We start from the raw sequence: 13,906 nt of genomic DNA on the forward strand, positions 1-13,906 counted from the left end.
GAGCGAGGACCGTGCCAGTTTTATTCGATGCCGTATTTGTCCATCCAGTTGCTCAGCGTTTGCTGGCTTTTGAGGCCTAGCAGGCTGGCCGCCCGGGTCTTGTTATTGCCGGTAAGCGTCAGCGCCTTGCGCAGATAATGCCCGGCAACCTCGGCAATTACCCCTTGTAAATCAATGCCTTGAGATACATCTTGAGACAAGGAGCTCTTCTGCTCACGAGGCGATTGGAACATCGCCTGTTCAATATCCGCAGCGCCAATCACATCACCCGGGCACCAGAGGGCGGCGCGCAACAAGGTGGACTGCAACTCCCGCACATTGCCTCTCCACGGGTGATTAAGGATAAGATTTTTTGCTTCTGCGGAAATTTTCTTACCCTTTAGCGATTCGTCCCCTGCGACAATCCCACTCAACAGGGAGTCGGCCAACAACAGCAGGTCACCCTCGCGCTCACGCAGTGGCGGTAGATGCAGGACACCGATGGCAACGCGATAGAAAAGATCCTCACGGAAGCCACCCTCTGCTACGGCTTGCATCAGATTGCGGTGAGTCGCGGTAATCAGACGCACATCCACTCTGACTTCCTGACTGCCACCTACCGGAGTCACTACACCCTCCTGCAGCACCCGCAACAGACGCACCTGGGCATCAGGAGCCAGCTCACCAAACTCGTCCAGGAACAGGGTTCCACCATCAGCCTGCTGGAAGACACCAGCTCGATTCTCAACAGCGCCTGTGAACGCGCCTTTGCGGTGACCAAACAATGTGGAGTCAATCAGCTCCGGCGGAATAGCGCCGCAGTTGACCGCTACAAATGGCCCTAATGATCGAGGACTGGCATTGTGAATCGCTCTGGCGAATAGCTCCTTGCCAGTGCCCGTTTCGCCATAGATCAGGACAGGCACCTGCTTTTGAGCAAGAACCTGCGCCTGCGCCTTGAGCCTGAACATGCGCTCACTCTGTGTAACGATGCTGTCAAAGGCCGCGTTGACTGGGGCCTGGCCGTCAGCAAGCTGAAGCAGCTTGTCACCCGTAATGGTGTTGGCTGCCGGCACATATTCCGCAGCAATCTCGAATGGCACATCGACCTTCTGCACCCCCTGCTCTAACGAGGATTGGTAGAAGGTGACTGGATAGCGGGTCTTACCGAGCAAAATCCAAACCGCCTGCATGGCTGGCGTGCCGGGACTGAGCAGGATGGATAGCTGTGTGCCAGAGACATGCAGCCGCTTTAGGTGTGCATTGGCAGCCTGGTAGATATCTCCGAAATGCACCGGAGACCTAAGCGACTCATAGCTAAGATTGACCTGCGAATTCACCTGCTCACGCAGCCAGGCCAGGTAGGGCTCAACCTGCGCAGCCGGGTAAGAAGAGAGCAGTTCGACCTGATCGAAAGACTCCGCTTTCAGCGTCGAAAGCACAGGCCCAGCATCACTTCCTGATGGTGCTTTGAGGTCGTTTCCACCTACCCAGCAGAGCAGCACATTCTGCTTTTTAGCCACGCTTCCTAACCCTCTGCTTTTACTCGCTTCCAAATGCGCGAATCACCCAGCACCGTGCTCCGCCTCACAGTTTCTGGATAGTAAACCATCTGGTTAGGTTCGGGCTGAGTGAGACGATGCGACTTGAAACGCATTAGCAAATGCGGGGCGAAGCAAGGTTTCTACAGGTGAGTAGGCGTTGCTGAAGGCAAAAGACTGTAGGACTGAAAATCCTACGTACCAGTGAGACAGAGTACGCTGACACTACCGATCCCCCGCGCCACCAGCCTGGGGGCTGGGTCGGGAGGCGGCTCGGGCTAATCATTGACCCACAGCCCCTGATCGCCCGCAGCAGCGAGGCTGCTCAGGACATAGCTTTATTCCCCCTCATCATCTGGTGCAGAGGCCTCCATGCGCCGCCCGTAGAACCCTACCCAGTCCACGTCACCAAACTCCTTCTGCAGCAACCCCTTCAGATAGGCATGCCACCCCTGGAGAGCCTCAGCCTTTTCTTCAAAGTATGAGTAACGGTCATAGATCGCATCCACCGACAGGTCCTTATGGTTGAGGATGCGACTGCGCACGTCCTTGCCCAAGCCATGCTTGGACATGTGCGTGGTTGCCGTACGGCGCAAGTCATGCACGGTCGGACGCGGATAGCCGTCTGCGACCCGCAGCAGGCTCTCCTCTTCAACACGCTCTGGGTCCTTCAGATAGTCATCGTAGAAGCGGCGCATGGCGCGGTTGAGTGAGGGCTGTGTCTGCGGCTTGGCGGGCCAGCGCCCCGGAAACACGTACTGCCCCGGGCTCGGCAATTTTCTACTGTCAGCCCAGCGCTCAGGGTCACTCGACATCACGTTCTGAACCTGCCGCTCACGCAGGTATTTCAGAATGCTCAGCACATCCTCGGAAAGCGGAATGGCAATCGGGTTTTCGTTTTTTTCAAACAGGCCACTGCGGTCCCAGATCACATCGTCGAGATCAATGTCGACCCAACGCATGGTGACGATGCGCCCGGAACGCTGCGCCAGCATCAGACTCAGCAACAGCGAAAACCGCGTATTGGTTGTCAGCGAGGCACCGGCCAGCTGGTGCAGAAACCACACCAACTCATGCCGGTTAAGGCTGCGCTCGCGGCGTTTTTCCTTGGCGACACGCGGCATCTTCACCAGCGGTGTGGCCTCAAGAATCTGCCGCTCCACGCAGAAGTTGAACAGCTTGCGGATCACGGACAGCAGGCGGTTGGCCTGCACCGGCGCGGTTTTGGCTTTGTGATCAAGCAGCGCAATCACCTCCTTGCGCCTGATGTCAGCAATTTTGGTCTTGCCCAGGTGGGGGACAAACTCGCTGCGCAGCATGCGCTCATCCTCACGCCACGACTTCTTGTTCTTTTCGGCCCACTCCAGGTAGCTGACAATCGCCTCTTCGAGCGTCGGGCTAGTGCGGTACGCAACCAACTCGACGAGCTTCTTCTTCCCAGGATCGACGCCCTGCTTGAGCAGCTCCCCCGCCTGCGCGGCCTTAGCACGCGCCTCAGCGAGGGACAGCTCGGGGTATTTGCCCAGGGTCAGACGCCGAGAGTCGCCATGAAAGCTGTAGAGCAAGATGAAACTTATGCATGTTTTGTTGACCCGCACGCCGAAGGTACCCTGCCCGGGCATGGGCGGATCGAGGTAGTCCTGACGGCCTTTTTGCGGGTCGTACTTGAGCCGTTGGAGGATGTGCTCCTTCATCGCCACGCGCTGTTTCATCTGCCCGCTCCTGACCAATTCCGGGGTAGGTTTGGGGTAGGACTATAGCCCACGGGGTAGGTTTGGGGTAGGAATTTGACTAAAGATTAAACAGCGGTTAGATTTTTCAACGCAGCCCAGTAAAATCGACTTATCCCTTTATATTCATGCATTTACATAGCCTAAATGCTTGTCAATTTTGCTGATACGACCTGTGGAAAACCTGCATTTTACACTGACTTGTAATCAGTAGGTCCCGGGTTCGACTCCTGGTGCCGGCACCACGATTAAAAGGCTCGCAGAAATGCGGGCCTTTTTCGTTCTTAGAAATCAACTTCTTTGATGCATTGCTTGACGGCGCCCTCCTGCAACGTCGATTGGTGCCGCGAGCATTGAGCTAGCCCAGCGTTTACGCTAGCTCTGGGGGGCTTCCCCCTCAGTAATGCCCCCTACTGTCTTTCTCAACTACGTTCCAGAGGTTCGGCTGTTCTCGAGTAAACTCCCGAGGCGCGTCGACTATAGGGAATGCCGTATGAAAAACATGCTATTGGCGCTGCTGAGCCTATTGGGTACTACGGCTTGGGCGGAGGTGCCGCCAATTGATGCCCCGCTTCTAACTTTTTCTACAGCAATCAATACGGAGCGAGCTGCTCGTGGCGTATTACGCGCCCGCGATCAGGCGCTGCTGTCCAGTGAACTGGCAGGCCGCATCATCGAAATGCCCTATTCCGACGGTCAGGACTTTAAGAAGGGTGATGTGCTGGTGCGCTTTGATTGCAGTGCTTACCAGGCTCAGCTGAGTGCGGCCCAGGCGGCTGGTCGGGCCGCTCGCGAAGAGCTGGCTCACAAGAAGCAATTGGCGGCCCTGAACTCTGTCGGCCGTTTTGAAGTGGCCTTGGCCGAGGCCAGACACGCCCAAGCCCTCGCGGAAACACAGGTTTTTCAAGTACAGGTAAACCGCTGCAGCGTTATCGCTCCATTCGCTGGCCGCGTGGTGCAACGCCATGTGCGCCCCCACGAAAGCGTCGCAGCCGGTTCGGCGCTGCTGGAAATTGTCGACAATCGCACGCTGGAGGTACACATCCTAGTATCGTCAAGCTGGTTCGAACGCGTCGTACCCGGTACTGCATTTCAGTTCACGCCGGATGAAACCGGCCAACCCTTGCAGGTCCAAATCAAACGCTTGGGCGCGCGCATCGACGAAGGCAGCCAGACCCTGCTACTGATCGGCAGCCTGCCCGAGGACGCTAAAGGCCTGCTCGCCGGTATGAGTGGAACCGCCCAATTTCAGGTGGCGGAATGAACGCACCGCTGCCCGGCACGACTGAACGGGTTTTCGCCCTGTTCCTCGGCCTCGAGCAGCAGGCGCGCAAGGCCGCTAGCACCGAGCAACTAGCCTTCGCCATGGTCAATGACGGCCAGGCGCTGTTCGGCTTTCGTCATGCCGCCCTGCTGATTGCCGGGAAGGTACAGGCCCTGACAGGCATCAGCGTGGTGGAAGCGCACGCGCCCTTCGTCGCCTTCGTCGAGCGCGCGGCCGCGACCCTGCTAGAACATGGCCGACTGGATGAAGGCCACTGCGTCGACCCGGCGCAGCTGGACGAGCAGACCCGTCTCGACATGAACGCCCTGTCCGCGCCGCATGCCTACTGGCTGCCTTTGAAGAACCGCAGCGGCGTAACCTTCGGCGGCCTGTGGCTGGCACGCGACCAAGCATTCAGCAACGCCGAGCAATCCCTGCTCCAACAGTCGGCCGACACATACGCCCACGCCTGGCTCGCCCTGCAACCGCGCAAGCCGTGGCGCATGCGCTGGCCGCGTCGTAAGTTGCTGGCGGTTGCCGCCGCGCTCTCGCTATTGCTGCTGATTCCAGTGCGCCAGTCGGTGCTGGCCCCCGCTGAGGTCGTGCCATTGGGTGGCCGTGTGGTGTCGGCGCCGCTCGATGGCGTAATCACCGAATTTCTGGTCAAGCCCAACCAGAGCGTCGCGGCCGGTGACCTGCTGGTGCGCTTCGATGCCACCAGTCTCAAAGCCCAGGCCGATGTCGCAGAACGCGCCCTGGGCGTGGCCGAAGCAGAACTCAAGGCCAACAGCCAGCGGGCCTTCGCCGATGCCGAATCCAGCGCCCGCCTGGATCTTTTGGCTGCGCGCGTCGAACAGAAACGCGCTGAACGCGACTACGCCCAGCAGTTGCTGGCCCGCAGCGAAGTACGCGCCGAACGATCAGGTATCGCCGTATTTGCCGATGCCGAACGCCTGACCGGAAAACCGGTACAGACCGGCGAGCGCCTGATGCAGATTGCCGATCCGATCCAAGCGGAATTGCGCATCGAACTGCCGGTCGGCGATGCCATCGCCCTACAGCCCGGTGCCGAAGTGGCGCTGTTTCTCGACAGCGACCCGCTCAACCGGCACGAGGCACGGCTGGAGCGCTCTGCCTACGAGGCGCAGAACACCGCAGCCGGTCAGTTGGCCTACCGCCTCGACGCCACCTTCGTCGAGACGCCGCCGCGAATCGGCTTGCGTGGCACGGCCAAGCTGTTCGGCGAGCGTGCGCCACTGGCTTATTACCTGTTGCGCCGGCCCCTAGCCGCGGTGCGGCAGAGTTTGGGGTTGTGATGCTGCCCGCCTTGCGCGCCGATCTGCAGCTATCGCCGGCTGCCCCTGGCCTCGACGGCGCGCCGCAATGGACGCTGGCCGACCCGCTGCGTGGTCGCTACTTCAAGCTTGGCGCCGCCGCTGTGCGCCTGCTGCGGCATTGGCCCCTGGGCGATCCGCAGCATGTGCTGGCTGCCGCCAACGCCGAGCCGGGCCTGCCCCTAGGCAAAACTGAACTGGAAGAAATGCTGAGCTTTCTCAGTCACCATGACCTGGTCGCCGCCCTGGATGACAAGCAGCGCGCCAGCTACGCCATGAAGGCAGCCGCCCAACAGCAGAGCCCCTGGAAGCGGGTGCTGCATCAATATCTATTCTTCCGCATTCCACTTTGGCGTCCGGATCCCTTCCTCAATCGCGCCTGGCCGGTACTCAAGCGACATGGCCCTTGGCTGCTGCGCTGGGGTCTGCCGCTGGTCTTCGTCCTTGGCCTGTTCCTAGTGATACGCGACTGGCAGCGCTTTCTCACCACCTTCCCCCATCTGTTCAGCCTCGGTGGTGCCCTGGCGTTCGGCGTGGCCCTGACCTTCGCCAAGCTCTGTCATGAATTCGGCCATGCCTTCATGGCCAAGCGCGCCGGTTGCCGAGTGCAGAGCATGGGCCTGGCCTTCATGGTGCTGCTGCCCATGTTCTACACCGATGTCAGCGACGCCTGGCGCGTGCGTGACCGCCGCTCACGGCTGCTGATCGGCGCTGGCGGCGTGCTCGCCGAACTGCTGTTGGCGGTACTGGCACTGCTGGCCTGGTCATTGCTGCCGGACGGCCCCCTGCGCACCTCGGCCTTCATGCTGGCCAGCGCCACCTGGATCACTACCCTGGTGATCAACCTCAACCCCTTCATGCGCTTCGATGGTTATTTTCTGATCAGCGACCTGTGGGGTGTGGACAACCTGCAACACCGCGCCTTCGCCCTGTGCCGATGGCGCCTGCGCGAGGCACTGTTCGGTTATGGCGAACCGGCGCCCGAGCCCTGGTCATCGAGCATGACCAAGCGCCTGCTGATCTGGGGCTATGGCTCCTGGCTCTGGCGCGCGATCCTGTTCCTCGGTATTGCCCTGGCGGTCTACCACCTGTTCTTCAAGGTGCTTGGCATATTCCTGATGCTGGTGGAACTGCTCTGGTTCATAGGCTTGCCCATCTGGCGCGAGCTGGGCGAATGGTGGCAACGCCGCGAACAGGCCGAATCGCGCAAAGTGCTGATCACTGGCCTGGGCCTTGGTACGGTACTGCTGGTGCTGATCGTGCCCTGGCGCAGTTCGGTGGAAATACCAGCCCTGCTGGAAGCATCGCGCACCCACGGCCTGCATGCGCCGGTGGCGGCGCGTCTGAAGGCCGTGCACGTGCAAGACGGTCAGACGGTGGCTGCCGGCGATCTGCTGCTGGAACTGGACTCGCCCGACCTGGACTCACGGCAAACCATCGTTCGTCGTGAGATCGAGATTCTGCAACTGCAGCTACGCCGCCTGTCTGCGCGCAGCGAAACGGCGGCCGACGCCGGCGTCCTCCAACAGCGCCTGGCCGAGGCCGTGGCCGAATACCGCGGCCTCGCCGCGCAACGTGAGCGTCTGCAGATACGCACGCCTCAGACCGGCGTGGTGCGCGATCTGCAGCGCGACCTAAGCGCGGATCGCTGGCTGCATCCCGCCGAGCCGCTGGCGCGCATCGTCGAGCCCGGGCTGCGCCTGCGCGGCTATCTGGCCGAAGAGAACCTCTGGCGAGTCGAAACGGGCAGCGTTGGGCGCTTCATCCCCGATGACCCGGCACGCCCCGCCATGTCGGTGCGCCTGGATGAAGTGGATGCCACCGGCGTCGCCTATCTGGAGCTGGAAGCGCTCAGTTCCGACAACAGCGGCCCGATCGCCGTACGCCGCAACGCCCAGCAGCGCGCTGAACCCGTGCAGGCACAATACGGTGTACGCCTGAGCCTGCTCGATAACGACACTCACCCTGCTCATCCGCTGCGCGGCATGGTGCTGCTCGATGGTGAGCGGCAGTCGCTGCTGGGCGCTGCCTGGCGGCGGATCGCGGCACTCGGCGTGCGCGAAAGCGGATTTTAGGCCCCACTATCCATATGAGCCTGAACCCGCGGCCTGGTCATTACCTGAGGGCCATTGACAGTTAGACTCAAAGCAATCCTAATCGGCCCTCCAACCTAATGGCATGATGCGATCGCAGGGAGCTGTTCCATGTTCTGGAATCACAATAAGAATTCATCGCCCCGCTCCCATATCGCCATGCCAAGAGCACCGATGGCCACTTCCCTAGAGCCGCGCATGATGTTTGACGGCGCGATCGCCGCAACTGCCGGGGATGTCGTCGACGATGCCGCTCCCTCGCCTGATGACGTTCGCGCCCATGATACGTCCGATATCCGCGATAACTCGGTGCCGCTTGCCGCGAGTAGTGACGAGCGTCAGGAGGTCGTATTCATCGACGGTAAGGTCAGCGACAAACAACAGTTAATCGATGGCATCAGGCCTGGTGTCGAGATCGTCATTCTCGATAGCAGCAAAGACGGTCTGCAGCAGATTGCCGATTATCTGCAAAACAGGGAGGACATTGACGCCGTACATATCCTTAGTCACGGCGATACCGGCCGTATCCTGCTGGGTAATACCTGGCTCGACCAAGATGGCCTCGAAAACCGAAGCGAGTTGCTCGCTGCGCTTGGCAGCGCGCTCAGCGAGAATGGCGACATTCTGCTTTACGGCTGCAGCGTAGGAGCAGACGGTGCTGGAGCCGAATTCATCCAGGCATTTGCCTCTGCGACAAGCGCCGACATCGCGGCCTCCAATGACCTGACTGGGCACAGTGCCTTGCAAGGGAACTGGATACTGGAGGTGAGCACTGGCAGCGTAGAGGCTTCGGCAGCAGTCTCGACTTTAACAGCGGATAACTACCTGCACACTTTGGAGCCCGTGGACCAGGACTTCGAAAACCCACCTAGTGGGGCTCCGTATTCATTTATTGGCTCACAGACCATTAACGGTGTCACCTACAACCTGGTATCGCCGGCCGGCGGCTTCTCCACCATCACGGCCACCGACGACTTCAGCATTACTCCGCCAGATCCCAGCAAAACTTACGGTTATGACCTGGCCCTCGTATTCAATCTAGATCAGAACAATGTAGGCGTGCCTGGTCCTCTGGACGCCCGCATCAGTTCTGCCAACGGTGACGAGTTCAAGCTGGTATCGATGGAGGTCGATACTGGAACAAACATGGATACTAGCCCGAGCCTGACAATCAAGGGTTACCTCAATGGCGTCGAGGTGGCGTCCGACACGCTGAATACTGGTGCATCGGACAGCTCAGGCTCGATCACCTACACAAAAAATTCTGTTCCTGGCGGCTCTGGAGGCACGCTGACCTTTTCCAGTGCCTGGCAGTACATCGATGAAATCAGGATTACTGGCAATGACACCATTGTTGCTGTCGACGATCTGAACTTTGCGCCAGCGGTACTCCCCAACGCCGCCCCCACCATCAACAACATCAATGGCAGCGTCACCTGGGCCGGGGTCAGCAGCAGCGTCCCCCTGGATGTCGGCAGCAACGCCAGCCTGAGCGATGCCGAGTTGGGCGCACTCAACGGCGGTAACGGCAACTGGGCGGGTGCCAGCCTGGTGATCCAGCGCAACGGCACAGCGGTGGCCAGCGATGCCCTGGATTTCAACACCGAGGGCGCGCTGTTCACCGTGAGCGGCAACAACCTGCAGTCGGGCGGCCAGACCTTCGCCACCTTCACCAACACGGGTGGGGTGCTGACCATCAACTTCACCAGCAGCGGCACCATGGCGACCACCGCACTGGTAAACGATGTGGCGCAGCGCATCACCTATCGCAGCGATACGCCGGCGGGCGATGCCATCATGAGCGTCACCGTCAACGATGGCAGCGGGGGCAGCGCGATCGCCACTGTCACCGTTGCCAGCGACACCATCTACGTCACCAGCACTGGCGACACAGCCACCATCGATCCCAGCAATGGCGTGAGCTTCAGTGAGGCCATCGCCATTGCCGCTGCCGACAACACCGGTAGCCAGACCATCGTCTTCGCCAGCAATCTGGCCGGGCAGACGCTGACTCTAAACAACGTGTCTATCAACGAAAGCCTGACCTTCGACATGGACCAGGCCAATGGCCTGACGCTGACCGGTGGCACCATCACCCTGGCCGGCGGCACCACCCAGACTTTCACCAACGGCTCTGGCGATACGGCCGCTATTTCCAGCCTGATCACCGGCAACGGCGCGCTGACCAAGGACGGTGCGGGCAACCTGACCCTGTCCGGCGCTGGCAACAGCTATATGGGAGACACCACCCTGGCCGCGGGGACTCTCACGCTCAGCGGCGGCGGCGCCATCTACAACGCAAGCAGCGTTTCCGTCGAAGCAGGCGCCACCCTGGCACTGTCCAGTAACGAGACCATCGGCAACCTTTCCGGCGCGGGATCGATAAACCTCGGCAACAGTACTCTGACCACGCTGCAAACGGCAGATACCATCTTCTCCGGCAACATCAGTGGTACTGGTGGCCTGGCGCTCAGCCAGGGCAGCGCCGCGACCTATTCGTTGACGCTCTCGGGCAGCAATACCTACACCGGCGCGACCACCTTGAGCGACTATGGCTGGCTCAGACTCGATGGCGACGCCTCGATGTCCAGCAGCAGCGCCGTGCGGGTCAATGGCAACAGCGTGCTGACGCTGCTCTCGGATCAAACCATCGGCAGCCTGGCCAGTAGCAACTCGAATGCCAGCATCCAGCTCGGCAGCCATACGCTGACAGCGGGCGAAAACAATACCAGCACTTTTACTGCCGGGGCCATTTCCGGCAGCGGCTCGCTGATCAAGCAAGGCAGTGGCGTCCTCACCCTGGCCGGCACCAATAGCTACACAGGCACCACCACCGTGTCCGCTGGCACGCTGTCGATCAGCAATGATTTCAATCTGGGTGCAGGCAGTCTGACCCTGGCAGGAGGTGCGCTCGATATCACTGCAGCTACCACCATCGACAATGCCATCATCCTTGCGAACAACAGCACCATCAGCAATGCCGACAACGTAACGCTCAGCGGCGCAGTCAGCGGCGCCTACGCATTGACCAAAGCCGGCGCAGGCACCCTGACCCTCGCGGGCAACAACAGCTACGCGCAAACCTTCATCAATGCTGGCACGCTCAGCGTGAGCAGCGATGCCAACCTGGGCAGCGGATCGGTGACCCTGGGTAGCGGCAGCACGCTACAGATCAGCGGTGCCACCACCATCGACAACGCCATCACCCTGACGGGCAATGCCACGGTAAGCAACTCGGCGGCAGCGACCCTGTCTGGGGTGGTCAGCGGGGCATTTACCCTGACCAAGGCCGGTGCCAGCAACCTGACCCTGTCCGGTAGCAACACCTACGGTGCCACCACCGTCAGCGCCGGCACGCTCAGCGTCGCCAGCGACAGCAACCTGGGCAGCGACACCTTGACCCTGGCAGCCGGATCGACCCTGGCCGTGACCAGCGCCACCACCATCGATAACGCCATCGCCCTGAGCGGCAACGCCACAGTGAGCACCGGCGCCGACACCACGCTGTCCGGTGTGATCAGCGGGAGCAACAACCTGACCAAGACCGGCGCAGGGACACTGACGCTCTCCGCCAGCAACACCTACAGCGGCACCACCAGCCTCAATGCCGGCACCCTGAGCATTGCCAGTGATGCCAACCTCGGCTCGGGCGCGCTCAACCTGGCCACTGGCACCACCCTGCTGATCACCGGCAACACCACCATCGACAACGCCCTGGTACTCACTGGTGTGGCCACGGTGAACGCTGGCGCTGCCGCAACGCTCTCCGGCGTGATCAGCGGCAGCGGCGGTCTGAGCAAAGCCGGCGCCGGCAGCCTGACCCTCACGGCCAGCAACACCAATCTGGGCAGCAACACCGTGTCTGCTGGCACCCTGGTCGTGGATGGCAGCACCAATAGCGCCACCACTGTGGCCAATGGCGCCACCCTGGCCGGCGGCGGCACCCTGGGTGGCGACGTCATCGTGCAGAACGGCGCGACCCTGTCGCCGGGCAACGCCGGAGCAGGCACTCTGACCATCAACGGCAACCTGAACATGGCTGCAGGCAGCACCCTGGCCGTGGACATCAACGGTGCCAGCGCCGGCAGCGGCTACGACCAAGTGGTGGTCAACGGCGCAGTCGACATTTCCGGGGCCACCCTGGCAGTCAGCCACGGCTACGCAGCTGGCCCTGGCGTGGTTTACAACGTGATCGTCAACGATGCTGCGGACGCCATCACTGGCACCTTCAGCGGCGTCACAGAGGGCAGCACATTCAGCGCATCGGGCAACGGTACGGAGCTGACTGCCAGCTACATCGGCGGTACGGGAAATGATCTGGCGCTCATCACGCCGATCGCGCCAGTGGTGACCAACGTCTCGTCCAGCAATGCCAATGGCACCTACAAGATTGGCGATGTCATCACCGTCACCGTGCAGTTCGACAGCGCGGTCGATGTCACCGGCACCCCGACCCTTACCTTGGAAACCGGCAGCACCGACCGCGTGCTCGACTACGTTTCCGGCTCTGGCAGCAACACCCTGAGTTTCAGCTACACCGTGCAGGCCGGCGATACCTCTGCCGACCTCGAGTACGTTTCGTCATCGGCGCTAAGCCTCAATGGCGGCACCATCACGGACGCCAGCAACAGATCGGCCATCCTCATCCTGCCAACGCCCGGCACCTCCGGCTCCCTGGGCGCCAACAAAGCGCTGATAGTAGATGGCGTGCGCCCGGCCGCCACCAGCATCACCCTCAGTGACACGACCCTGGGCATAGGCGAAACCGCCACCGTCACCATCACCTTCAACGAGGCGGTGCTCGGACTGGATGTCGGCGACTTCAACGTAGCCAACGGCACTCTCAGCAACCCCACTAGCAGCAACGGTGGCTTGACCTGGACAGCGATCTTCACCCCGAGCGCCAATATCACTGATGCAAGCAACGTCATCACACTCAACAACGCTGGCGTGATGGACCAGGCCGGCAACCTCGGCAGCGGCACCACGGACTCAGGCAACTATGCCATCGACACCCTGCGCCCCAGCGCGACCATCGTGGTGAGCGATAGCGCACTCGCGGCTGGCGAGACGGCGACAGTGACCATCACCTTCAACGAGGCGGTGACCGGGCTGACCATCGCCGACTTCAGCGTCGCCAACGGCACCCTCAGCAACCTGTTCACCGCGGACAACATCACCTATACCGCCACCCTGACGCCAAGCGCCAACATCACTGATTCCAGCAACCTGATCACCCTGGACAACACAGGCGTGCAGGACGTGGCAGGCAATGCCGGCACCGGCACCACCGACTCGAACAACTACGCCATCGACACCCAGCGCCCGACGGCCAGCATCGTGGTCACCGACACCGCACTGAAGGCCGGCCAGAGCACCACGGTCACCATCACCTTCAGCGAGGCGGTTACCGGGCTAACCACCGCCGACTTCAGCGTGGCCAACGGCAGCCTCAGCGGACTCAGCTCCAGCGACGGCGGCATCACCTGGACGGCGACCCTGACGCCAAACGCCGATGTCACCGACAGCAGCAATCTGATCACCATCGACAACACCGGCTACAGCGATATCGCCGGTAATACCGGTACCGGCGCCACCGACTCGAACAACTACGCCATCGATAGCCAAGCTCCAGCGGTCACCTCCGTCGGCGTGCCCGCCAACGGTACCTATGTGGCCGGCAACACCCTCGACTTCACGGTGAACTTCGACGAGGCCGTGACCGTAGACACCAGCGGGGGTACGCCACGCCTGGCAATCACCCTGGACACCGGCGGCATCGTCTACGCTAACTACATCAGCGGTTCGGGCAGCGCTGCGCTGGTGTTCCGCCTGACGATCGCCGACGGCCAGCAGGACAGCGACGGCATTGCCATCGGCACCAACCTCCAGACCAACGGCGCGACACTGCGCGATGCTGCCGGTAACGACACGACCGCAGCCCTCAACAACGTCGGCGCCACAA

5 protein-coding genes and 2 pseudogenes are annotated in these 13,906 nt (G+C 61.3%); 5 read left to right on the plus strand and 2 right to left on the minus strand.

What is annotated here, in order from left to right; genetic code table 11:
- Positions 1 to 20 precede the first annotated feature (20 nt).
- A complete protein-coding gene (locus tag UIB01_RS20265) occupies positions 21 to 1,502 on the minus strand; it encodes a sigma-54 interaction domain-containing protein (RefSeq protein ID WP_038664508.1) in 1,482 nt (493 codons plus the stop codon).
- Positions 1,503 to 1,858: 356 nt separating this feature from the next.
- Positions 1,859 to 3,214 carry a tyrosine-type recombinase/integrase gene (locus UIB01_RS20270; RefSeq protein WP_230585320.1) on the minus strand — a complete coding sequence of 452 codons (1,356 nt, stop codon included), beginning with the start codon at positions 3,212 to 3,214 and terminating at the stop codon, positions 1,859 to 1,861.
- 529 nt (positions 3,215 to 3,743) lie between these two features.
- Between UIB01_RS20270 and UIB01_RS20275 the strand changes: the two genes are divergently transcribed.
- The 5 genes and pseudogenes from UIB01_RS20275 to UIB01_RS23645 form a co-directional block, all read left to right on the plus strand.
- A complete protein-coding gene (locus UIB01_RS20275) occupies positions 3,744 to 4,514 on the plus strand; it encodes an efflux RND transporter periplasmic adaptor subunit (RefSeq protein ID WP_038664514.1) in 771 nt (256 codons plus the stop codon).
- Positions 4,511 to 5,830, plus strand: coding sequence for an efflux RND transporter periplasmic adaptor subunit (locus UIB01_RS20280; RefSeq protein WP_038664517.1), 1,320 nt, complete (start codon positions 4,511 to 4,513; stop codon positions 5,828 to 5,830). Before UIB01_RS20275 ends, UIB01_RS20280 begins: the two co-directional genes overlap by 4 nt.
- A complete protein-coding gene (locus tag UIB01_RS20285) occupies positions 5,827 to 7,923 on the plus strand; it encodes an efflux RND transporter periplasmic adaptor subunit (RefSeq protein ID WP_180983595.1) in 2,097 nt (698 codons plus the stop codon). Before UIB01_RS20280 ends, UIB01_RS20285 begins: the two co-directional genes overlap by 4 nt.
- Positions 7,924 to 8,142: 219 nt before the next feature.
- Positions 8,143 to 8,766 (plus strand): annotated as a pseudogene (locus UIB01_RS23640) (DUF4347 domain-containing protein); the annotation flags it as partial.
- 570 nt (positions 8,767 to 9,336) lie between these two features.
- Positions 9,337 to 13,575, plus strand: a pseudogene (locus UIB01_RS23645) (beta strand repeat-containing protein); the annotation flags it as partial.
- Positions 13,576 to 13,906 lie beyond the last annotated feature (331 nt).

It is taken from the genome of Stutzerimonas decontaminans (assembly GCF_000661915.1).
In the GTDB taxonomy this organism is placed as follows: Bacteria; Pseudomonadota; Gammaproteobacteria; order Pseudomonadales; family Pseudomonadaceae; genus Stutzerimonas; species Stutzerimonas decontaminans.